Origin of the sequence: Pandoraea iniqua (assembly GCF_902459685.1) — a bacterium.
Classification (GTDB): domain Bacteria; phylum Pseudomonadota; class Gammaproteobacteria; order Burkholderiales; family Burkholderiaceae; genus Pandoraea; species Pandoraea iniqua.
In genome coordinates this window covers 535,503-557,303 of the sequence record NZ_CABPSF010000003.1, presented here as the reverse complement: position 1 = coordinate 557,303, position 21,801 = coordinate 535,503, and the positions used below count along the sequence as shown (strand labels likewise).

The 21,801-nt window shown below is 63.4% G+C and carries 19 protein-coding genes; 15 read left to right on the top strand and 4 right to left on the bottom strand.

Features of this window, described 5'->3' with window-relative positions; all coding sequences use genetic code 11:
• The 3 genes from PIN31009_RS13475 to PIN31009_RS13465 all read left to right on the top strand — a co-directional run bounded on the left by PIN31009_RS13475 (position 1) and on the right by PIN31009_RS13465 (position 4,027).
• Positions 1–921: a beta-keto acid cleavage family enzyme gene (locus PIN31009_RS13475; protein WP_058378466.1), complete on the top strand. Its 921-nt coding sequence runs from the start codon at positions 1–3 to the stop codon at positions 919–921.
• Positions 922–983: 62 nt separating this feature from the next.
• Positions 984–2,162, top strand: coding sequence for an ABC transporter substrate-binding protein (locus PIN31009_RS13470; protein ID WP_150790583.1), 1,179 nt, complete (start codon positions 984–986; stop codon positions 2,160–2,162).
• Complete coding sequence (locus PIN31009_RS13465; protein ID WP_150790582.1) at positions 2,147–4,027, top strand: feruloyl-CoA synthase; 1,881 nt, start codon at positions 2,147–2,149, stop codon at positions 4,025–4,027. Before PIN31009_RS13470 ends, PIN31009_RS13465 begins: the two co-directional genes overlap by 16 nt.
• Positions 4,028–4,135: 108 nt before the next feature.
• On the opposite strand, the gene PIN31009_RS13460 is transcribed toward PIN31009_RS13465, so the two are convergent.
• Positions 4,136–5,398: an MFS transporter gene (locus tag PIN31009_RS13460; RefSeq protein WP_058378468.1), complete on the bottom strand. Its 1,263-nt coding sequence runs from the start codon at positions 5,396–5,398 to the stop codon at positions 4,136–4,138.
• A gap of 256 nt (positions 5,399–5,654) precedes the next feature.
• Here PIN31009_RS13460 and PIN31009_RS13455 point away from each other — a divergent pair, with 256 nt between their 5' ends.
• On the top strand, positions 5,655–6,332 hold the full coding sequence (locus PIN31009_RS13455; RefSeq protein ID WP_087687744.1) for a cupin domain-containing protein: 678 nt from the start codon (positions 5,655–5,657) through the stop codon (positions 6,330–6,332).
• Between the two features lie 30 nt (positions 6,333–6,362).
• Positions 6,363–7,235, top strand: a complete 873-nt coding sequence (locus PIN31009_RS13450; RefSeq protein ID WP_150790581.1) for an IclR family transcriptional regulator — start codon at positions 6,363–6,365, stop codon at positions 7,233–7,235.
• Positions 7,236–7,277: 42 nt separating this feature from the next.
• Here PIN31009_RS13450 and PIN31009_RS13445 read toward each other — a convergent pair whose 3' ends face one another.
• Positions 7,278–7,769, bottom strand: a complete 492-nt coding sequence (locus tag PIN31009_RS13445) for a DUF2165 family protein (protein ID WP_150790580.1) — start codon at positions 7,767–7,769, stop codon at positions 7,278–7,280.
• A gap of 175 nt (positions 7,770–7,944) precedes the next feature.
• Positions 7,945–8,943 carry an NAD-dependent epimerase/dehydratase family protein gene (locus PIN31009_RS13440; protein WP_150790579.1) on the bottom strand — a complete coding sequence of 333 codons (999 nt, stop codon included), beginning with the start codon at positions 8,941–8,943 and terminating at the stop codon, positions 7,945–7,947.
• A 96-nt stretch (positions 8,944–9,039) separates the two neighbouring features.
• Here PIN31009_RS13440 and PIN31009_RS13435 point away from each other — a divergent pair, with 96 nt between their 5' ends.
• From PIN31009_RS13435 to PIN31009_RS13415, 5 genes are all read left to right on the top strand, one after another.
• On the top strand, positions 9,040–9,930 hold the full coding sequence (locus tag PIN31009_RS13435) for a LysR family transcriptional regulator (RefSeq protein ID WP_150790578.1): 891 nt from the start codon (positions 9,040–9,042) through the stop codon (positions 9,928–9,930).
• 84 nt (positions 9,931–10,014) lie between these two features.
• On the top strand, positions 10,015–10,779 hold the full coding sequence (locus PIN31009_RS13430; RefSeq protein WP_425495485.1) for an alpha/beta hydrolase: 765 nt from the start codon (positions 10,015–10,017) through the stop codon (positions 10,777–10,779).
• A 60-nt stretch (positions 10,780–10,839) separates the two neighbouring features.
• Complete coding sequence (locus tag PIN31009_RS13425; RefSeq protein ID WP_087687739.1) at positions 10,840–12,465, top strand: AAA family ATPase; 1,626 nt, start codon at positions 10,840–10,842, stop codon at positions 12,463–12,465.
• A 219-nt stretch (positions 12,466–12,684) separates the two neighbouring features.
• Positions 12,685–14,223, top strand: a complete 1,539-nt coding sequence (locus PIN31009_RS13420; RefSeq protein ID WP_150790577.1) for an NCS1 family nucleobase:cation symporter-1 — start codon at positions 12,685–12,687, stop codon at positions 14,221–14,223.
• A 21-nt stretch (positions 14,224–14,244) separates the two neighbouring features.
• Positions 14,245–14,973, top strand: a complete 729-nt coding sequence (locus tag PIN31009_RS13415) for an aspartate/glutamate racemase family protein (protein ID WP_150790576.1) — start codon at positions 14,245–14,247, stop codon at positions 14,971–14,973.
• 43 nt (positions 14,974–15,016) lie between these two features.
• On the opposite strand, the gene PIN31009_RS13410 is transcribed toward PIN31009_RS13415, so the two are convergent.
• Positions 15,017–15,679, bottom strand: coding sequence for a dihydrofolate reductase family protein (locus PIN31009_RS13410; protein WP_150790575.1), 663 nt, complete (start codon positions 15,677–15,679; stop codon positions 15,017–15,019).
• 262 nt (positions 15,680–15,941) lie between these two features.
• Here PIN31009_RS13410 and PIN31009_RS13405 point away from each other — a divergent pair, with 262 nt between their 5' ends.
• The 5 genes from PIN31009_RS13405 to PIN31009_RS13385 all read left to right on the top strand — a co-directional run bounded on the left by PIN31009_RS13405 (position 15,942) and on the right by PIN31009_RS13385 (position 21,758).
• Positions 15,942–17,012, top strand: coding sequence for a PAS domain-containing sensor histidine kinase (locus PIN31009_RS13405; RefSeq protein ID WP_150790574.1), 1,071 nt, complete (start codon positions 15,942–15,944; stop codon positions 17,010–17,012).
• Positions 17,012–17,656, top strand: a complete 645-nt coding sequence (locus PIN31009_RS13400; protein WP_087687736.1) for a response regulator — start codon at positions 17,012–17,014, stop codon at positions 17,654–17,656. Before PIN31009_RS13405 ends, PIN31009_RS13400 begins: the two co-directional genes overlap by 1 nt.
• A gap of 317 nt (positions 17,657–17,973) precedes the next feature.
• On the top strand, positions 17,974–19,245 hold the full coding sequence (locus tag PIN31009_RS13395) for an amidohydrolase family protein (protein ID WP_150790573.1): 1,272 nt from the start codon (positions 17,974–17,976) through the stop codon (positions 19,243–19,245).
• A gap of 28 nt (positions 19,246–19,273) precedes the next feature.
• Positions 19,274–19,810 carry a DUF1097 domain-containing protein gene (locus PIN31009_RS13390; protein WP_058378482.1) on the top strand — a complete coding sequence of 179 codons (537 nt, stop codon included), beginning with the start codon at positions 19,274–19,276 and terminating at the stop codon, positions 19,808–19,810.
• Between the two features lie 397 nt (positions 19,811–20,207).
• A complete protein-coding gene (locus PIN31009_RS13385) occupies positions 20,208–21,758 on the top strand; it encodes a gamma-glutamyltransferase family protein (protein ID WP_425495491.1) in 1,551 nt (516 codons plus the stop codon).
• The last annotated feature ends 43 nt before the right edge of the window (positions 21,759–21,801 follow it).

Below are 21,801 nucleotides of genomic sequence, written 5' to 3'. Positions count from 1 at the left end.
ATGAGCAAACCCAAGGTCATCGTCACCATCGCGCCCACGGGCGGCATGGCGTACAAGTCGCAGAACCCCCATCTGCCCACGCAGCCCGACGAGATCGCGCGCGATGTCTACGACTGCTACAACGCCGGCGCGAGCGTCGTGGCGATTCACGCGCGGCGTCCGGGCGACGACGGCGCCACTTGCGACCCGGCGATCTATCGCGACATCAATCGCCGTATCCGCGACAAATGCGACATCGTCATTAACAACTCCACCGGCGGTGGCGTGCACGGCGACATGATCGGGCAGCGCGACAGCGGCTATTGGGAAATCCTCTGGGAAGAGCGCCTCAAGGGCATGGATGCCGGCGCCGAGATGTGCACGCTCGACGCCACCACCATCATCGCGAGCTTCGGCGGCAAAGAGCTGCTGATGCATACCTCGCCCGAGCGCTCAAAGCATCTCGCCATCGAGATGAAGAAGCGCGGCATCAAACCCGAGTGGGAAGTGTTCAGCCCGACGCACATCGTGCAGGACTTGGCCACGCTCACGGCAGCCGGCTTCGACGACGAGCCGTTCTTCGTGAATTTGGTGCTGGGCGTGCATCGCGGTTTCCAGAACGCTATGCCGTACACGCCGCGCGTGTTGCAGTCGATGGTCGATCTGTTGCCCAAGGGCAGCATCTTCTGCGTGAGCGGTATCGGTCCGGCGCAATTGCCGTCGGCGATGAACTCGCTGTTGCTCGGCGGCCATGTGCGCGTGGGGCTGGAAGACAACCTGTACTACGAGCAGGGCGTGGTCGCGACCAACCAGCAACTGACCGAGCGCGTCGTGCGTCTCGTGCGCGAGATGGGCTATGAGCCGGCGACCCCGGCCGAAGCCCGCGAAATCATGGGCCTGCCGCGCAATCGCGAAGTGTTGCCGGAGTTTGCCGTGCGTTGATGTTTCGCAGCGCGTCGCACGCTGTACGGCCCCCAAAAATACAAGACAAGGAGACATGTCACATGGCGGCAAACAGGTTCACACGCAGTTACTCGTTGGCGTTTTCGCTGAGCGCACTTTCGTTATGCGTTGCCGCGTTGGCAACGCCGACGCCGGTGCATGCGCAGCCGGCCGCCGTCACCATCGGTGTGACGTTGTCGACGACGGGGCCGGGCGCATCGCTGGGCATTCCCGAGAAGCAGGCCATCAGCATGTTGCCGCAGACACTGGGCGGTGTGCCGGCGCGCTATATCGTGCTCGACGACGCCACCGATCCGACCATGGCGACGAAGAACGCGCGCCGTCTGGCGACCGAAGACAAGGCGGACGCCATCATCGGCTCGTCCACGACGCCCGCGTGTCTGGCGGTGGCGGCCGTGGCGTTGGACACGCGCACGCCGCAGTTGGGGCTGTGCCCGTTCGTGCCAAGTGCGGCGCAGATGCGCTACGTCTTTTCGCTGCCGCAGTCGGTGGCCGTGATGGCCGATGCCGTGCTCGACGACATGAAGGCGCACAAGGTCAAGACGCTCGGCTTCATCGGCTTCTCCGATTCATATGGCGAAGCTTGGCTGAAGGACATTCAGGCACGGGCGGCGGCGCGGCAGATTCAGGTGGCGCCGGTCGAGCGCTATGGCCGCAACGATCAGTCGGTGACGGCGCAGGTGCTCAAGCTGCAAGCGGCCAACGTCGACGCGGTGATCATTGCCGCGAGCGGCACGCCCGGTGCGCTGCCGATGAGCACGTTGCGCGAGCGCGGCTATAAGGGGCGTATTTATCAGACGCACGGCGTCGCCAATAACGACTTCCTGCGCGTGGCGGGCAAGAGTGCCGAAGGCGTGATCCTGCCGGTGGGCAACATCCTCGTCGCCGAACAACTGCCCGGCAATCACCCGGGCAAGGCCGTGGCGACGGACTTCGCCAAGCGCTACGAGGCGCAGTACGGGGCCGGTTCGCGCAATCTGTTTGCGGGCTACGCGTACGACGCTTATCTGGTGCTCGATCACGCGGTGGCCGTTGCGGCCAAGCAGGCGCAACCGGGCACGCAGGCGTTTCGCGATGCGCTGGTGACGGCCATCGAGCAGACGCGCGGGCTGGCAGCCACACACGGCATGATCAACATCAACGCACAGGACCACTCGGCGTACGGCCAAGACGGTCGCGTGCTGGTTACGGTCAGAGGCGGCAAGTGGACGATCGACTGAACGTACAGCAGCGGCGTCTCGCCACACCGGACATCGAGCGTGATGTTCGCGCAGACGGCAGTTTCGTGATTCGCTCACGCGCCACGCTGGGCGAGTTCTCGCGCAGCCCGGCCGACTGGCTCGTGCAGTGGGCCGATCGTACGCCCGACGCAACGTTCGTGGCGGAGCGCTGGTTTGGCGGCGGTAGCGGCGCTGACGATGGGCGTGGGTTGTGGCGGCGGGTGACGTATGGCGAAGCCCTCACGGCGGCACGGGGTATCGGTCAGGCGTTGCTCGATCTCGACGTGCCCCGCGACCGGCCGGTGGTGATCCTGTCGGACAACAGCGTGAACCATGCCCTGCTGGTGCTGGGCGCGATGATGGCGGGGCGCCAGACGGCCATTGTGTCGTCGGCCTATTCGCGCATCGCCCGCGACATGAGCAAGTTGCACGGCATTCTCGCGCGGCTCGACCCGGCGTTGATCTATGTCGAAGATGGCGAGACGTACGCCCGTGCGCTCGACGGCGCACCGGTGCGCTGCCCAGTGGTCGCCACTCACAATGCGCGGCCGGGTTGGCTGCGCTTCGACGATCTGTCATCGACGCACGCCACCGCTGTACTCGACGCCGCCTTCGCGCAAGTGACGCCCGACGACACCGCCAAGTTGTTGCTGACGTCCGGTTCGACCGGCAAGCCGAAGATCGTCGTCAACACGCACCGCATGCTCGCGGCGAATCAACAGATGATTGCGCAGTGCTGGCAGTTCATCGACAACGCGGCCCCGGTTGTGGTCGACTGGCTGCCGTGGAGTCACACGTTCGGCGCGAATCACAACTTTCATATGGCGCTGCGCAATGGCGGGGCGTTCTATGTGGACGATGGCCGTCCGGTGCCGGAGCTGATCGGCCGCTCGGTGGAGAGTCTGCGCGACGTATCGCCGACGCTGCACTTCAACGTGCCCAAGGGGTTCGAGGCGCTGGCGCCGTATCTGGAAAGCGACGACGATTTTGCCGCGCGCTTTTTCGATCGCCTGCAAGTGTTGTTCTATGCGGCGGCGAGCCTGCCGCCTGCCGTGTGGCAGCGCTTCGAGCGGCTGGCCGCGCGTCATTGCCGCGAAGGCAACGCGTTGCCGTTCTTCACCTCGGCGTGGGGCGCGACGGAGACCGCACCGCTCATCACCAGCGTGCATTTCCCGATTCCGGGGGCAGGGAACATTGGTGTCCCGGCACCGGGCAATGAACTCAAGTTCGTGCCCAACGGCGACAAACTGGAAATGCGCGTGCGCGGCCCGTCGGTGTTTTGCCGTTATGCCGGTGATGAACAAGCCACCGCCGACGCGTTCGACGACGAGGGCTTCTATCGCACGGGCGATGCCGGGCGTTTGAGCGACCCTGGCAATCCAAACGCCGGGGTGATCTTCGATGGCCGCGTGTCGGAAGACTTCAAGCTGACAAGCGGCACGTGGGTGTCGGTGGGCGCTTTGCGTTTGCGCGCCGTGAGTGCGCTCGCGCCGTATGCCGCCGACGTGGTGATCACCGGGCATGACCGTGACGAAATCGGGTTGCTGATCTTCCCGTCTCCCGCGCTGCGCAAGACGGCAGGCGATACCGCAGCCCAGCACACGGGCAAGTCGCTGGCGTCACACGAAGCGGTGCGGGCGCTGATACAGCAGGCGCTGGCTCAACTCGCCGAGGATGCCGGCACGTCGCAACGGGCCGCGCGCGCCGCCATTCTTTCGTCGCCGCCGTCGCTGGAGCAAGGGGAGATTACCGACAAGGGCTACGTCAATCAGCGTGCGGTGCTGAACCTGCGTGCCGAGGATGTGGCGCGGCTGTATTCCGATTGTCCATCGGTGATCCATCTGGCGTTGCCACTATCGGCGTGATGCAAGGTTGGGGGAAGTGGGGCAGAAGCGGCTGCGCGCCGGCGGCAATCTGAGCCGTCGGCGCGCGAAGTCGCTTGTAGTCGCTTGAGGTCGAATGGACGACGCGTGTCAGGCCAGCGCTTCGCCGTGACTTTCCGGCAGGAAGAAGTAGACGATGATGGCCGCGAGCAGGAAGAACCCGGCCGTCGCGCCGAGGGCCGCGCTCACGTTTTCACCACGTGACAGCAGGCCGACGGCAGCCGGCGCCAGTGCACTGGCCGCGCGCCCGGTGTTGTAGATGAAGCCCTGCGCCGTGGCACGCACTTGCGTCGGAAACATCTCCGCAAAGGTCGGTGCAAAGCCGCTGTAGAACCCTGTTCCGAAGAACGCCACGACCGGACCGAAGGCGAGCAGCAGCATCGGTTCGCGAATCGCCACGTAAAGCGGCACCGTCACCGCCGACACCAAGAAGAAGAGCAGAAACGACTTGCGGCAACCGATGCGGTCGGCGATGTAGCCGAAGCACACAAAGCCTGCTGCCGCCCCGATCTGCATGATCACGATCCACGTGGTCGAGCGCATCAGGTCGAAGCCCGGGCCGCCCTGATCGATGGGCGTCGACAGATACGCCGGAATCCACGTGAACAAGCCCCAGTAGCCGCACATGGCTGCCGCCGTGAAGGCGAGTCCGACGAACGTGCTGCGGGCGTAGGGGCCGAACAACATGCTGAGCGTCTGACCGAGCGTGAGGCGCACGCGCTGTTCACGCCAGATGGCCGGTTCTTCCACATGACGGCGCACCCAGAACGCGAGCACCGTCGGCAACAGACCGAAGGCAAACACCCAGCGCCAGCCGAAGTGCGGCAGGATCACCGCCGCGACGATGGCCGCCACCGCATAACCGACGGCAAACGCGCTCTGCACCCACGCCATCACCTTGGCGCGGTGCTCGGCAGGCCACGTTTCGGTAATGAGCGCTGCACCGGCCGACCATTCGCCGCCAATCCCCAACCCCAGCAGAAAGCGGAACACGAGCAATTGCGTGACCGAATCGGCGAAGCCGCACAGCGCGGTGCCGATGGAGTAGCAGAGGATCGAGAGAATCATCGAGCGCGTGCGGCCGATGCGGTCGGCGAGAAAGCCGAAGAACAGGCCGCCGAACGCTGTTGCCAGCAGTGTAAGCGAGGCAATCATGCCCGCGACGCCTTTGTCGAAATGCAGATCGACGCTGATGTAGCGAATCACCATCGCAAAAAGCATCAGATCCATGATGTCGAGCATCCAGCCGATATAGGCCGATCCGAATGCCCGCCATTGCGCCGGGCTAGCGCCGCGATACCACGCCCGGCCCGCTGCGCCCGCCGGTTTCAGGGCGGTCGTACCAGTGTCCATTCTTGTCTCCTTCATGGAACTCATCCTAATGTCATGTCTCGTGTATCGACTATCGATACGTATGGACATGATTTCGTTTGAATGGTAGCAGGTCGCTTCGAAGTGGTGTCTCGTGGTAAACCATAAATAGTGCTTTTCGTATCGATAATCGATACTAAGTGCAAGGATTGTTCCGGTAGCGGGGCAGTCAGGGTTCAGAAGGATTCAGTGCCACGCGGACAGGTTGTCTTGCGGGCAGGTCTTAGGAGATTGAGAAGTGAAGCCGTTTCAATTGCGTTTGTATGAGGATGTCATTGCACCGAACCATCCCCCGGTGTATCTGCCGGCGGCCCGTCGGGCGATCTATGTTGTGCGTGGCGATGTGGCGATCGAGTTCGACACGGGCGCGCAGCATCACGTGGCGGAAACCGCGTGGCTGGGTGAAGACGATGTCGCGTTGATCGCGGGCGGAGAGGGTGTGACGTTGTGGCGTTGGGAGTTGATGTCGGGCGATGCGCCGACACCGGGAGAAATCGCTTCGGCACCGGGCGCGTCGTCGACGCTCAAGCTCGATGCGCCGATCGAGCTTGACCCGCGCCAACGCTGGCTCATGCGCTGTGACAAGGTACAATTCCCCCCCGGCGGCGTGGCGCATACGCACGTGCATCAGGGCCCCGGTGTGCGATGCACGCTTGAAGGCGAGATCACGATCGAGACGCTCGGTGCGTCGCACACGCACAAGGCGGGCGAGGCTTGGTTAGAGCTCGGTCATGCCCCCGTGCTGGCACCGACGACCGAAGCGCGCGATACGACATTCATCCGCTGCTTCATCCTGCCGCGTGCGTGCCGCAATCGCAGTTCGATTCGGTACGTGCGCCCCGAGGACGCGAACAAGAACAAGCCGCAGCGCTATCACGTGTTCGGCGAGCGTTTTATCTCGCTCGACGCGCAATAGCCGCTACGCGACAGTGACAAAGGACACGCAGTGAAACGATCGAAGGACACTCCGGCAGACGTCATGTCGACGCCGCGCAGCACGCAATCGACGCGCCCGCCCGAGCAGGGCGGTGCGATGACGGGTGTTGCCGGCGATGAACCCAACACGTCGTCGACTTCGGTCATTTCGCTGCGCATTCTGGAGTTGCTGGCCGAGCGCAACGCCGAGTGCGGCGTGACGCATCTCGCCGAAGCGCTCGGCGTGCCCAAGGCGCGCGTGCACCGGCATCTGACGGCATTGCGCCAAGAGGGTTACGTGGTGCAGAACCCGCGCACGAGCCGCTATCGCATTGGCTGGCGTCTGTTCCTGCTGGGTCAGAAACTGGTCAAACAGTTCGACGTCGTAGGGCTGGCGCGTCCGGTCATGGAGGAGTTGCGCGACGCGGTCGGACAGACCATCGTCATCAGCTCGTTCACCGAGACGGATGTGGTGGTGCTCGACGTGATGCGTGGGCGCAGTCCGCTGGAGATTCTGTTGCACCCGGGCACGCAGTTCAAACTGCACAGCGTGGCGCAGGGCAAGATCGCGCTGGCGTTTGGTGCACCTGAACGGCGTGAGGCTGTGTTGGCCGGGCCGCTCGATGCTTGCACGCCCCATACGATCACCGACACGATGCGGCTCTCGCATGAGTTGGCATTGGTGCGCGAGCGCGGCTGGGCCGATGCGCCGGAAGAGGTTTTTCTGGGCGTGAACGCGTTGGCTGCGCCGATCGTGCAGGACGATGGGTCGCTGTTCGGCACGCTCGCGATCGTGGGTTCGATCCACTATCTGCCGGCGCATCCGAATCCCCAGACGGTGGCCGCGTTGACCGACGCCGCCAAACGTATTTCACGATTGCTGGGTGGTGAGCGGGGCGGTTGAAGATACGGCAGTGATGCGGCGCGCAGATGGCGCCGCAGTCGCTTACATCCGCAGCAGGGCAGCGGCGGCAATCGTCAGCACGAGCAGCACCATGTGCGTGAGTTGCAGCCCTTCCTGACGAATCCAGTACCCGAACCACAGGCCGCCGATCATCATCAGCAGCCAAGCGGCAGCCAGTGCCGTGAGTCCAAACATTCCCCACTGAATTCCTGCGGCGTCCGGCCCTCCGGACGCGAGCGCAACGGCCAATTGCACGCCACCATAGGCGAGGCAGATCGCCGCCATCCCCTGCAAGACAATCATCACGATCAGGGCCATTACGGCCAGCCCTTTGGCATCGACTGCGCGGCGCACTATGGGGATGTCGATGGCGGGCGCCTCGCGCAGTGGCGCCATGCTCAGGGTTCTGCCGATGGCCCCGCTGGATGCGCCGAATGCGACGAGATTATTGAGTGCCGCGATCGCTGACCAGACCGCGAGGCCGAGGATCACTACGCATTTGAAGACGACAAAGGCATCGACCGAATCAAACATCCAAATCACTCCTGCGGCGGAAAAGGCTCGGCTTTTGTGGGTAGGCCAAAGCATAGGGGAGTGAGAAAAATTATGCAATATTATGCTTGGATAATTGATGGAAAGTGAATATCGGTACTCAACGAGCCTGTGCCGGCCAATCGAGCACCGCCTTTGTACACGTGCGTCTGAAGATTCAAGCGGCTGCCGACCGGTGATTCTGCGGCAAACACCCCAACCCCTTGAGCGTCGCATGTACCGCTTCATCGAGGGGTGTATGCGGTTCACGCCCAAGCGCATTGAGAAGGTGCGTGTTGTCCATGCGCACCGGGCGCGACCACAGGTAGCGCATCTCCAGCAATTCGCGCAGCGTCGTGACGAACGGCGCGGCGGCCCACACGACCCACCACGGAAAGCGGCGTGATTTGACGTCCACGCCATACCGGCCCATCACCCGCGTAATCGCTCCCGCCATTTGTGAACCGTCGCTATCCCAATGGCCAGCCATATGAAAGTTGGAAAACGTCGGCAACGTGTCGCGACGCTCGATCAGCGCAACCATCGTGCGTGCCACGTCAGGCAGATACGACCATTGATGACCCACCCCCGGCGCATTCGGCACTTGCACGATCTTGGCTGTCTGCCCCGGCTTGACGAGCCCCTGACCAAACCAGCTATTACCCGCGTGCGGCCCGAAGAAGTCACCGGCGCGCACGATGATCGTCGCCACGCCCTGACGGCTGGCAGCCCGCAGGCGTGATTCCATTTCCACGCGAATCTTGCCCTTGCGCGTCAGCGGGCGTTGCTCCGCATCTTCACGCAACACTGGAAAGGCGTCCGGCCCGAAGTTGTAGACGGTACCCGGCAGCACGATCGTCGCGCCATGGGCCGCGGCAGCCGCGATGGTGTTGTCGAGCATCGGCAGTACCTGCGTCGACCAGTTGCGGTAGCCCGGCGGGTTGACGGCATGCACGATCACGTCGCAATCCCGCGCGGCACCCAGCACGTCCTCGGCATTCATGGCGTCCCCATCGGTCCATTCAATACCGATATCCGGCGCATCGTTGCGCGGCGCACCGCCACGGCGCATGGCCCGAACGCGCCAGCCGGCCGCCAGCAATTGCACGGCGACTTCGCCGCCGATCCCGCCCGTTGCCCCCAACACCAACGCGCGTGCCGCTTTCTCGTGGTTCATGATGCCGCTCCCAAAACGTTGTCGATGAGGCCATTCTCCGCGCGAACGGATTCGAATAAAATTGCCTAAATCCGTCCATCGGCTATACATTTTTGTATGACATCAAATCTCAGTTGGGATCTCTGCCGGACGTTTCTTGCCGTGCTGAACGAAGGGTCGCTCTCGGGCGCGGCACGCGCGCTGGGCATCACGCAACCCACTGCCGGCCGTCATATCGCAGCGCTGGAGGAGGCACTGGGCCAGACGCTGTTCACGCGCTCGCAAACGGGGCTGATGCCGACCGAAGCGGCAGAGTCGTTGCGCCCGCATGCGCAGGCTATGCAGCACACGGCGTCGGCCTTCGCACGCGCGGCAGCCAGTCGCGACGATGGTGTGAACGGGGTCGTGCGAATCTCCGCGAGCGAAGTGGTCGGGGTAGAGGTATTGCCGCCCATGTTGACGGCGCTGCGTCGCGCGCATCCTCTGTTGTCGGTCGAACTGGTGCCGACCAACCGGATACAGGATCTGCTGCACCGCGAGGTCGACATTGCGGTGCGCATGGCGCCGCCGCAGCAAGATGCGTTGATTGCGCGTCGCGTCGGCAGCATCGACATTGGCCTGCATGCGCGCGACGACTATCTGGCCCGTTACGGCGCACCGGCCACGCTGGCCGATCTGGCCGACCACACGCTGATCGGCTTCGATAGCGTGACGCCGTTCATTCGGGCCGCGACAGCGGGCGTGCCGGAATGGTCGCGCGACGCGTTTGCGTTTCGTGCGGACAACGATGTGGCCCAACTGGCCATGATCCGGGCAGGGTATGGCATCGGCGGTTGTCAGGTGCCCATTGCGCGGCGCGATGCGCGACTCGTTCGCGTGCTGCCTAACGCGTTTCGCTTCAAGCTCGTCACTTGGGTGACGATGCACGAAGACCTGCGCCAGAGCCCCCGCTGCAAGGCCACGTTCGACGCGCTAGTGGCCGGATTGTCTGCCTACATGGCCGTTTGAGCCTAAATATCGCGTGTCAGCCGTTAAATTTGATGATATACAATATATCAATAATTTTAACGATCACGAGACACTCACTGCGCCATGTTCGATCCCGCATTGTTCGGTCGGATGTCGCCCGGGGTATTCACGCCCGGGCGTTCCTTGGCGGCGTCAGCGCAAGACGACGCCACTTCAGCCAATTCAGCCACTCCGGCGCCGGCACTCGCCGCGTCTTCATCACCCTCTGAATCATTACCGCCCGGGCGTCATCCCCTTGGGTTGAGCGACGTGCGTGACGCGGTGCTGTACGTGCCGCCCAATCTGCCGACGGACAAGCCTGTCCCGCTGTTCGTCATGTTTCATGGCGCGGGCGGCTTTCCCGAGAAGGTGTTGCCGTTCATCGAGCCGCATGCCGACCGCCACGGGTTTCTCGTGCTCGCGCCGCACTCCACGTTTCCCACATGGGACATCGTGATCGGCGGCAACGGCCCCGATCTCGAGCGCTTGCAACAAGCCCTCGGCATCGTTGCCGCGCGCTATTCGATCGATACGTCGCGCGTCGCGTTTGCGGGGTTTTCTGACGGGGCAAGCTATGCGCTGTCCATCGGCGTCACCAATGGCGATATCGCGAGTCACGTCATCGCGTTCTCCGGCGGCTTCATGTCGATCTTCGTGCAGGAAGGGCAGCCGCGCGTGTTCATCGCCCACGGGTTGATCGACGAACAACTGCCGATCGCCACGAGCGGGCGCAACAACGCCAACAAGCTCAAGGCGTCGGGCTACGACGTCGAGTATGTCGAATTCGATGGCTTGCACATCATCGAACCGGGTGTGGTGGCACGCGCCATCGACTTCTTCCTCGCCTGATCGCACGCGGCCGTCAGGCCATGCGGGCGCGGGCTCCACGCGTTACGGGGAGTGCCGTACATGGATTTCGAAATTCCGGAGTCGTTGATTCATCCGCTGTTGCAGCTGATCGGTACCGACTCACCGCTCGGCAAACAGATGACCGCCTACGGCGTGTGCCGAGGCAACATTCTGGTGTCGAGCGAATGGTTCGACGCCAAGTCGCTCAACACGCTCTACGTGCTGTGCAAATCGCAGAACGAGCGCGCGCTGATGTTCCAGATGCTGGCGCTCGATAACGTCTACAACGCCCCGCAGGCGCGCGTGATTCCGAGCCTCGATAAATTGGTGCCGGGGCTCGTGGCTTATCTCGCGCGTGACGTCATCGACGGCTGGCTGTATCAGCGGCATCGGGATGGCGCGCTGTTGCCTTGGCTGGTGCGCCGCCTGCGTTATGTCGAGCCGGAGCAGGGCTCGCCGTATGTCGTGCTGGACATGCTGGCCAACACGATGCAGTCGGCCAATTTGAATGCGTCGGAACATCGCCCGCGCCGCTCGGGGATGACGACCTCGCTGGTGTTCACGCGTGACGACATCGTCAACCGCACCATTCCCGAGTTGCTTGCCGAGTTCGGCTTCTACAAGGAATGTGCGGAGTTCAAACACGAATACGAGCAGCACGCGCAGCGTTTTCTGAAGTTGCAGCGCGCATTCGGTGCACAGTTCGTGATGCGCCGTGCGGCGTTTTCCGTCGACCCGAAAGGCGTCACCGAACTGGTGCGCGTGGTCGAGGGCGTGACGGCCAAATGCGTGAACGACGAGGAGCGGCTGGAGCGCAATTTCGAAATGGCCTGCGATGCGGATTTCTGGCGCAATGCCGAGATCGCCTCGGCGTTCGAGACCATTCCGCTGCACTGCTATGTTCACGTCTTCCATCTGGACTGGCACCGCAATCTTTGGGTGCACGTGCAGAACATCACCGAGTACGAATACCAGCCGGCATTGCGCGACAAGCTGGTCTTGCCCGCGCATCATCACGATCTGATCGACATCCTCACGTCGAACATGGACACGATGATGCCCGACTTCGTGCCGGGCAAATCGGGCGGCGCGACGATTCTGTGCCAAGGCGCGCCGGGGCTGGGCAAGACGCTCACCGCCGAGATCTATTCGGAAGTCGTCGGCAAGCCGCTGTACCGCGTGCATTCGGGGCAACTGGGCACGACGGCGGCGTCGGTGGGTGCCACGCTCATGGGCATTCTGCGCCGCGCCATGCGCTGGAACGCGATCCTGTTGCTCGACGAGGCCGACGTCTACATTCGCCGACGCGATAACGACCTCGAACACAACGCCATCGTGGCGGAGTTTCTGCGCTCGCTCGAGTACTTCCACGGCCTGCTGTTCATGACGACGAACCGGATCGGCGACGTGGACGACGCGATTCTCTCGCGCTGTATCGCGACGATTCACTACGAGACACCATCGCCCGCCGACGCGCGGCGTCTGTGGCGTATGCAGGCGGATCAGGTCGGTGCGTATCTCGATGACGGTCTCATTGAAGTGCTGGCCAGCCGGTATCCCGATGCGAGCGGGCGCGACATCAAGGAACTGATGAAACTTGCGAGCCGCTACTGCAAGGTCAGAGACTTGCCGTACACCGAGGATGTGTTCCGGCTGTGCGGGTTGTTCCGGGGATATCCGGGGTAAGGAGCCGGCGGCCGAAAACGATAATGGCGTGAGTGTTGTCGCCGAACACTCACGCCGCCCCATCCAATTTCCGAATACCTATCAACCAAACATTTAATTTCCCAATTCGAAACGTCCTGCCCATACTCCAAATCGCCAACACGCATTCAGCAGGCGAGGCAGAAAGACTGCGCCGATAAGCGGTCCGCCGATCCTGCTTCATTCAAGGAGACGATGCGGATGCAATTGGATGTTTCGAATGACGTCTTGGGCGCGATGCCCTCGACCGGGCAGGTGCACTCCCATGCGCACCCTCACGTCCCTAACGCTCACGGCCTGAGCCCGAAGCTGCATAACGCCGATCTGGCGCCCACGAAGTCGGAAGGGCGGCGCTGGGGCCGGTACAGCATCTTCGCGTTGTGGACTAACGACGTACACAACATCGCCAACTACTCCTTCGCCATCGGCCTGTTCGCATTAGGCCTGTCCGGCTGGCAGATGCTGGCATCGCTGGCGATCGGTGCCGCGCTGGTGTACTTCTTCATGAACCTGACCGGCTACATGGGCCACAAGACCGGCGTGCCGTTTCCGGTCATCAGCCGCATGAGCTTTGGTGTGTATGGCGCGCAACTGCCGGCCATCATCCGTGCCGTGATTGCGATCGCGTGGTTCGGCATTCAGACCTACCTCGCGTCGGTGGTATTGCGCGTACTGCTGGTCGCCGTCTGGCCCACAGTCGCCGCGTACGATCACAACGCCATTCTCGGTCTCTCGACCCTCGGCTGGGCAAGCTTTGTCGCCATCTGGCTCGTACAGATCGCGATTCTGGCGTACGGCATGGAGATGGTGCGCAAGTACGAAGCCTTCGCCGGGCCGATCATTCTCGTCACCGTCACGTCGCTCGCCGCGTGGATGTACCACCGCGCGGGCGGGCATATCGCCATGTCTATCGGCGAGCCGCTGACCGGTGTGAAGATGTGGACCAAAGTGTTCGCGGGCGGGGCGTTGTGGCTGGCGATCTACGGCACGCTGGTGCTCAATTTCTGCGACTTCACGCGGGCGTCACCCAGCCGGAAAGTGATTCGCACGGGCAACTTCTGGGGCTTGCCGGTCAACATCCTGATCTTCGCCGTCATCAGCTTCGTGCTGGCCGGTGCGCAGTTCAGCCTGAACGGACAGATCATCCACAGCCCGACGGAAATCATCGCGACCATTCCCGACAAGACGTTCCTCGTGCTCGGTTGTCTGGCGTTTCTCGTCGTCACAGTGGCCGTGAACATCATGGCGAACTTCGTCGCCCCGGCATTCGTGCTCACGAGTCTGGCGCCGCACCGCCTGACATTTCGCCGCGCGGGGCTCATGAGTGCCACGATTGCCGTGCTGATCCTGCCGTGGAATCTCTACAACAGCCCGATCGTGATCGTGTATTTCCTCTCAGGGCTTGGCGCATTGCTCGGCCCGTTGTACGGCATCATCACCGTCGACTACTGGCTGCTGCGCAAGACCTGCGTGCATGTGCCGCATCTCTATACCGAAGCCCGCGACGCGACCTATCACTACGCCCGTGGCGTGAATCCGAAAGCGATCATCGCGCTCGTCCCGTCGGCGCTTACCGCCGTCACCGTGGCGCTGGTGCCTGCGTTCAGCGCACTGACGCCGTTCTCGTGGCTGCTGGGCGCGGCCATCGCCGGTGGCGTCTACTACGCGATTTCCGACCGTCGTCAGCCGTTCGAAGACTGCTCCGGCGAACACTTTGCGGTCGACAGCGCGGCGCACTGAATTACCCCCAAGGAGTGCTTCATGAAAATACTCGTCGTGAACGTCAATACGACGACTGCGATTACCGACGCTATCGCGCACCATGCACGCACGGTGGCGTCTCCGGGCACCGAAATTGTCGGCTTGACGCCGCACTTCGGCGCCGAATCGGTGGAGGGCAATTTCGAGAGCTATCTCGCCGCCATTGCCGTCATGCAACGTGTGCTCAGTTACGACCAGCCGTACGACGCGGTCATACAAGCCGGTTATGGCGAACATGGCCGCGAAGGCTTGCAGGAGCTACTGAGCGTGCCTGTCGTCGATATCACCGAGGCGGCGGCGAGCATCGCAATGCTGCTCGGTCATCGGTATTCGGTAGTGACGACGCTCGACCGTACGGTGCCGCTGATTGAAGACCGGCTGATGCTGGCGGGGCTCGACGCACGTTGCGCGTCGGTACGTGCCAGCGGCATGCCGGTGCTGGAACTGGAGCGAGACCCGGTGCGCGCCGTGGAAGCGGTGGTGCAGCAGGCGGAACTCGCCGTGCGCGACGATCATGCCGAGGTGATCTGTCTGGGCTGCGGCGGCATGGCGGGGCTCGATGCGAAGATCCGCGAGCGCACCGGCGTGCCGGTCGTGGACGGCGTTTCTGCTGCCGTTGCGCTCGCCGAATCATTGGTGCGGCTGGGACTGCGCACGTCCAAAGTGCGCACGTACGCAACGCCGCGCCGCAAACAGATCGTGGGCTGGCCTGAAGCGTTGATGCGTTGATGCGCTGACCATGCTTCAGACGCGCACGTCCGACTTCGACCGGTCAGCCTTTCGCGGGCGTCTGTCGCCGAAGTACGACGTGCGTGGCCTTCTCCGAGGCGACAGATTTCACGCATTCGTAGCCCAGCGTTCGCAAATCAAGGCCTTCGAACAGCGCCTCGCCACGGCCAAGCAAGATCGGCGAGATAGCAATGTGAAGCTCGTCGATAAGGCCCTCGCGCAGATACTGCCGAAGGGTGTCCGCACCGCCGCCGATGCGCACGTCCTTGCCGCCTGCGGCCTCGCGTGCGCGGTCAAGCGCCTCGTGAATGCCGCCTGTGACGAAGTGGAATGTCGTGCCGCCCGCCATCTCGAGCGACGGGCGGGCATGATGAGTCAGGACGAAAACCGGCACGTGATACGGCGGGCTGTCGCCCCACCAGCCTTTCCAGTTCAGGTCGGGCCAGTCGCCACGAATCGGGCCGAACATGTTCCGCCCGAGAATCCATGCGCCCACATTCTCGAAGCTTCGGGCGGCGAATTCATCGTCGACGCCGGTGGTCCCGCCGTCCTTACCGAACAACTTCTGCTGGAAGGTGCGTGTCGGCACCAGCCACTGGTGCAGGTCCGTCCCGCCGATACCGAGCGGATTGTTGATGTCCTGATCGGGCCCGGCGCCGTAGCCGTCGAGCGAAATGGTGAAACCGTTAACGCGAACTTTCGTCATCGTTTGCCTCCGTTGGGCGTCTGGCAATGCATCGCCAGCGGTGATTGGATACCGCTTTGCGGCTCATGACAATAAGTCATGAAGCACCGCAACATGCTGATATGCGGGAAAACTAGAGGCGCGCGCGAGCGCGGGTCTGGATATATTGAAGCCAGACCGGCGCCGGCGTGACGGCCAGCTCTCGCAAGCCCCTCAGCCAGCGCCCGGACGCTCCCACAGGAGACGAGTGGCCGCCATGAGGGCGGCCCGGCGAGGAGACGCAGTGGAAACGCATGGCGAACTGCACCGGGCGATACTGAACAATATCCCGGATCAGGCGTGGCTCAAAGATACCGAGTCGCGCTATATCCTCGTGAACGACGCCTTTATGGCCGCTTGCGGCCGTCCCGAGAAGGACATTATCGGCAGCACCCCCGACAAAGTCTGGTCGTCCGACTGGGGGCGCGTCTATCTGTCGACCGACCGCGCCGTGGTCGTGAGCGGCGTGCGCCGCCGTTACGAGGAAAGCCGCCCCGGTGCCGATGGCGCGCCGCGCTGGTTCGATACCGTCAAGATGCCCGTGCGGGACGAACAGGGCCGCATTGTGGGCACCGTCGGCATCTCTCGCGATATCACCGACCGCAAACGCTCCGAAATGGCGCTGCTCGATTCCCGCGCCCAACTGCGGCAACTCTCGGCCTACCTGCAATCGGTGCGGGAAGCCGAGCGCACCCGGCTATCGCGCGAGCTGCACGATGAACTTGGGCAATGGCTGGGCGGGCTGCGTCTCGGCCTCAATTACCTCGAAGCCCAGCCGGGCACCGTGCCGCCCGATCAACCGGCCCACGTGCAGATGCTCAAAGAACTGGTCGACGCCACCATCGACGCGGTGCATCGCATTGCCGCCGATCTGCGTCCGGCGGTACTCGATGAGCTTGGTCTGCACGCCGGGCTGGAGTGGCTCACCGAATCGTTCACGCAGCGCCACGGCCTGCCGTGCCAGTTGCATATGGCCGAAGATGTGACGACCGGGCTCGATAGCGAATGCAGCACCGCCATCTTCCGCATCGTGCAGGAGTCGCTGACCAACGCGAGCCGTCACGGGCAGGCGTCGCAGGTGACGGTCACGCTGGATATGCGTGACGGCCACTGTCACGTCGTCATTGCCGACGACGGCCGCGGTATGGACACCGCGCTCGCAGGGCACGGCCAGCGGCTGGGTCTGATGGGCATGCGCGAGCGCGCTCTCATGCTCGGCGGGGCGTTCGAGATTGACAGTCAGCCGGGGCAGGGCACGCGCGTCGTTGCGCGCATCCCGCAGCATCCGGCGGGCGCTGACGGAGTGCCACGGTAATGCGCATCATGATCGCCGACGATCACGCGATCATTCGCGACGGCCTGAAAAAGATCATCTCGACCTCGCCCGACATGTGCGTGGTGTCCGAAGCCGTCGACGGTACCGACGTGCTCAACCGCCTACGCCTGACTACCGTCGACGTCTTGCTGCTCGATATGTCGATGCCCGGCAAGAGCGGCATCGCACTGATCCAGCAGATCAAGGCGACCTATCCGGCATTGCCGATCTTGGTGTTGAGCATGTACCGGGAATCGCAGTACGCGGTGCAGGCCATCCGTGCGGGCGCCGCCGGTTATCTGACGAAAAACGCCGAGTCGGAGCAACTGATGGGGGCGATCCGGCGCGTGGCACGTGGCGGCACCGTCGTCTCGCCGCTGGTGGCCGACAAGCTCGTGCGCCAGTTGCAGCAACCCGCCGAAGTGTTGCCGCACACGCGGCTCACCGCGCGTGAATTCCAGATCTTCCAGATGCTCGTCGAGGGCAGTGGCATCAACGACATTGCGCGTTGCCTGTCGCTCTCCAGCAAGACGGTCAGCACCCATAAGGCGAACATCCTGACCAAGATGGATATCGCCTCCACCGCCGGGCTCGTGCACTACGCCATCGAGCACGGGCTGATCGTCGCCGGCACCGACGCCTGAGGGCGTTGTTCGTACGTTTCCAACGCATTGCTACGTTGCCCCGACCTCCGTCGGCGGCCAGCGTATGCACGCCCATTTCCCTCGCAAACCAATGCTGCACCGCGTCTAGGGAAATTCTTAGACGAAAACCAGCAAATCCCGATGCCCCGCGTCGAGGCACTCCCATAACCTGAGTACCAGTTCAAACCCACTTAGGCCAGTCCAGTCCCGACCTGCGGGGCGAATGCCGAATGCCACCCCGGCCGCCGTTACACCGCACTTGTATCCCCATATCAACAACAACATCGACAACATTCGAGACCTGAGGAGACCGCACCATGCATGTGGACCTGCTGATCAACAACGTGTGCGTGCGCGATGAAGCGCCGCTCGTGGACATAGCAATCAAAGGCGGGCGCATCGTCGCGCTGGAGCCCGGCATCGACGCCTCGGCCGACGAGATCATCGACGCGCAGGGACGGGCGGCAATCCCCGGTCTCATCGAAGCTCACCTGCATCTGGATAAGGCGCTGCTGCATCGCCGCCTGCCTGCCCGCTTCGGCACGCTCGACGAAGCCATTCGCGTGACCGGCATTCTCAAGAGCAAACAGGAGCGCGAAGACGTGCTCGACCGCTCGCGTCAGGTGCTCGACATGGCGGTGAAGCACGGCACGGTGGCCGTGCGCGCTCACCCGGACGTCGATCTGATTCAGGGTTTGATCGGTGTGGAGACGCTGCTCGCGCTCAAGGACGAGTACAACAGCCTGCTCGACTTGCAGATCGTGGCGTTTCCACAGGAAGGCATTCTCAAGTCGAAGGGCACCTACGAGTTGATGATCGACGCGCTGCGCATGGGCGCGGACGTGGTCGGCGGGTGCCCGTACAACGAACTGAACTGGGACGACACCAAGCGCCACATCGACATCGTGTTCGAGCTGGCGCAGCGCTTCGACGCGCCTGTCGACATGCACGCCGATTTTGCCGACGACACCAGCGATCAGCGCTTCGCCGCCATCTCTTACATCGCGCAGAAAACCATCGAGACGGGCTATCAGGGGCGCGTTTCGCTCGGTCACGTGACCAGCCTCGGGGCGCTCGACAACGACACGCTTACCCCCGTCATTGAACAGATCCGGCTGGCCGGCATCAGCATCGTGACGCTGCCCGCCACCGACCTTTATCTGGGCGGCCGCAAGGACCAGCAGAACCAGCGTCGCGGGCTGACACCGGTCAAAGCACTGCACAGCGCAGGCGTGAACGTCGCGTACTCGTCGAACAACGTGCGCAACGCGTTCACGCCGTTCGGCAAGGCCGACATGCTGCTCATCGGCAACCTGCTCGCCCACGTGGCGCAGTTCGGGGTGCCGGAGCATCAGCAGGCCATTCTCGACATGGGCACGCATAACGCCGCGCGCGCCATCGGTCTGTCGCACGACTACGGCATTGCCGTGGGCAAGCAGGCCGACCTCGTCATTCTCGATACCTACAAAGTTGCCGACGCGCTGCTCGATATCCCGCCTCGCTCATGGGTGATCAAGCGCGGGCGCATCACGGTGGTAACGGAGCATCGCTGCGAAATCCACCGCCATTCATGTTGTTGTGCGCAATGAAGTGCTTATAAAACTCAAGGAGACAATCATGAAGAAGCTGCCTGCGGAAGTTGTTGCCTCGCTACTTGCTGTCACGACCATCCCGATTGCCATGCTGCCGCTGCACTTGCCGCCGTGGGCGATCTTCATCAGCTGGGCCGCCACGTTCGCCATGGGCGGGCCGAGTCTGGTCAATCTCAAACGCATCTGGGCCACGCTGCCGGTCGGATCGTTCTTCGCGTTCCTGATCGTGCTTGGGTTCAAACAGGCCTCGACGCAGTTCACCGGCAACACGCTCGTGCTGGCCGAGATGGTGATTCTCTTCACCGGCAACGGCACGATGATGGCGCTCGCTCGCGTGTTCCCGGGTCTGAACTTCATTCCGGGCATGTTCTTCGGCTTTGCCACGTACTTCGCCACGTTGTTCGGCGGCTTCGGCCCGGTGCCGCAAGACCCGATGGCGGCGCTCGGTGCGGCCATCGCCATGAACGCGCTCGGCCCGGTGTACGCGTGGGTGAAGGAACGCTACTCGGCCCCGGAAGTCACGCATCACCGCAACTGGAAGGGCTGGAAGGCCGAAGTCTAAAGCCCACGACTGAGGCAGACGACTGAAACACATCAGTCGGCATGCCATCGCATGTGGCGGCGGGGCGCTTGCCGGTGTCGGGCGCGCCTCGCCGCGAGATAACACCACGCTGGGAGGGGGTATGACGTTCGCAGGAAAAACGGTCGCAAGGCCGTCGACGACACACGCAGCGGCCGCAGGGCTGTCAACGACACACTCGGGTATCACGGGGGACGGCGGGACCACGCGCCGCGATTTTCTGATGAGCACGGCGGCACTGGCTGGCAGTGCTGTGTTGCCCGTCGCAACTGCTGCGACTGCTGCGACCGCCGAGGCCGCTACGGCAGCACCGGCCACTGCGGCATCCGCAACATCCGCCACACGCGGCGATCCGCGTCTCGCGCAGTCGACGCGCGGCATGGTCACCAGCCCGCACGAACTGGCCAGCGAGGCCGGGCTTGAAGTCTTGCGCGCAGGCGGCAATGCCATCGAAGCCGCGATTGCCATCGGTGCCGTGCTAAGCGTGACGTATCCGCATTTCACTGGGCTGGGCGGTGACGCGTTCATGGTCATCAGCGATCGCGATGGCAACGTGCGCACGCTGTCCGGCATCGGGCAGTCGGCGGCAAAGCTGCCGGCCTATCGTGGGGAGATTCCCGTGCGTGGCCCCGGCGCGGCACTGACGACGGCCGCCACCGTTGCGATATGGGAGAAGGCGTTCGAATTCGGCCGCACGCAATGGGGCGGCAAACAGGCGTGGTCGTCGCTGTTCTCGCGTGCGACCGAATACGCGGCTAATGGCTTTCCGGTCACGCCGTCGCAGCAATTCTGGCAGACGCTGCGTGCGAACGAGTTGTCGGGCTGGGAGGGTTTCGCGTCGGTGTACATGCCGAACGGCCGCATTCCGCAAGCGGGCGAACAGTTTGTCCAGCCAGCACTGGCGCGCAGTCTCGACAGCATCGCCACCCACGGAGGACGTGAATTCTATGAGGGCGATCTGGCCGCCCGCGTCGCGGCGGGACTGAAGCGGGTTGGCTCGCCGCTTACGCTCGACGATATCGCCAAGACGCAGGCACGCGAGGAAGTGCCGTTGCGTGTGGCGTATCGCGACGGCGAGTTGCTTGGGCTGCGCCCGCCCACTCAAGGGGTGACGACGCTTGAGATCATGGGCATTCTCAACCGCTTCGATCTGGCATCGATGCCGGAGGGGAGTGCGGATTATTACCACGTGCTGGTCGAAGCGGTGAAGCTCGCCTTCATCGACCGCAACCGGTATGTCGCCGACCCGGACTTTGTCGATGTGCCGGTCGATCGTTTGCTGGCAAGTGCGACGCTCGACGCCCACGCGCGAAGCATTCGCATGGATCGCGCGATGCCTTGGCCGCATGTTTACAAGACGGGTGATACGGTCTACATCGGCGCCACCGACAGCGCAGGCAATTGCGTGAGCATGCTGCAAACGGTCTATTTCGACTGGGGCAGTGGTGTGGTGCTGGGTGACACGGGCGTGTTGTGGCACAACCGCGGCGCGTCGTTCAGTCTCGACGAGAGCAGTCCGAACGTGTTGCGCGCCGGCAAGCGCCCGTTCCACACGCTCAATCCCGGCATGTATCTCAAACAGGGACGGCCACACCTGCTTTACGGCACGCAGGGGGCCGACGGTCAGCCGCAGACGCTTGCTGCCGTGCTCACTCGCCTGATCGACTACGGCATGGACCCGCTAACCGCGCTCGGCCGCCCGCGCTTTCTGCTGGGCAAAACGTTCTCGGACAGTCGCGACAGCCTCAAACTGGAACAGGATGCCGGGGCGGCCGTGTTCACGGACCTCGCGGCGCGTGGGCATGAGATGAGTCCGTTGCCCGCGCAGAGTCAACTGGCCGGGCATCCCGGCGCAATTCGTATCAGCGCACAAGGGCAGATGAGCGGGGCGCACGACCCGCGCAGCGACGGCCGTGCCTTGGGGGTGTAACGCCTTACGATTCGAAATTCAGCGGAAATCGCAGTAAAGGGTG

Excerpts from the sequence above, each read along its gene's own strand:
- PIN31009_RS13475 (WP_058378466.1), top strand. The coding sequence starts at position 1 with ATGAGCAAACCCAAGGTCATCGTCACCATCGCGCCCACGGGCGGCATG.
- PIN31009_RS13470 (WP_150790583.1), top strand. The coding sequence starts at position 984 with ATGGCGGCAAACAGGTTCACACGCAGTTACTCGTTGGCGTTTTCGCTG.
- PIN31009_RS13460 (WP_058378468.1), bottom strand. The coding sequence starts at position 5,398 with ATGGACACTGGTACGACCGCCCTGAAACCGGCGGGCGCAGCGGGCCGG.
- PIN31009_RS13445 (WP_150790580.1), bottom strand. The coding sequence starts at position 7,769 with ATGTTTGATTCGGTCGATGCCTTTGTCGTCTTCAAATGCGTAGTGATC.
- PIN31009_RS13440 (WP_150790579.1), bottom strand. The coding sequence starts at position 8,943 with ATGAACCACGAGAAAGCGGCACGCGCGTTGGTGTTGGGGGCAACGGGC.
- PIN31009_RS13435 (WP_150790578.1), top strand. The coding sequence starts at position 9,040 with ATGACATCAAATCTCAGTTGGGATCTCTGCCGGACGTTTCTTGCCGTG.
- PIN31009_RS13430 (WP_425495485.1), top strand. The coding sequence starts at position 10,015 with ATGTTCGATCCCGCATTGTTCGGTCGGATGTCGCCCGGGGTATTCACG.
- PIN31009_RS13425 (WP_087687739.1), top strand. The coding sequence starts at position 10,840 with ATGGATTTCGAAATTCCGGAGTCGTTGATTCATCCGCTGTTGCAGCTG.
- PIN31009_RS13420 (WP_150790577.1), top strand. The coding sequence starts at position 12,685 with ATGCAATTGGATGTTTCGAATGACGTCTTGGGCGCGATGCCCTCGACC.
- PIN31009_RS13415 (WP_150790576.1), top strand. The coding sequence starts at position 14,245 with ATGAAAATACTCGTCGTGAACGTCAATACGACGACTGCGATTACCGAC.
- PIN31009_RS13410 (WP_150790575.1), bottom strand. The coding sequence starts at position 15,679 with ATGACGAAAGTTCGCGTTAACGGTTTCACCATTTCGCTCGACGGCTAC.
- PIN31009_RS13400 (WP_087687736.1), top strand. The coding sequence starts at position 17,012 with ATGCGCATCATGATCGCCGACGATCACGCGATCATTCGCGACGGCCTG.
- PIN31009_RS13395 (WP_150790573.1), top strand. The coding sequence starts at position 17,974 with ATGCATGTGGACCTGCTGATCAACAACGTGTGCGTGCGCGATGAAGCG.
- PIN31009_RS13390 (WP_058378482.1), top strand. The coding sequence starts at position 19,274 with ATGAAGAAGCTGCCTGCGGAAGTTGTTGCCTCGCTACTTGCTGTCACG.
- PIN31009_RS13385 (WP_425495491.1), top strand. The coding sequence starts at position 20,208 with ATGGTCACCAGCCCGCACGAACTGGCCAGCGAGGCCGGGCTTGAAGTC.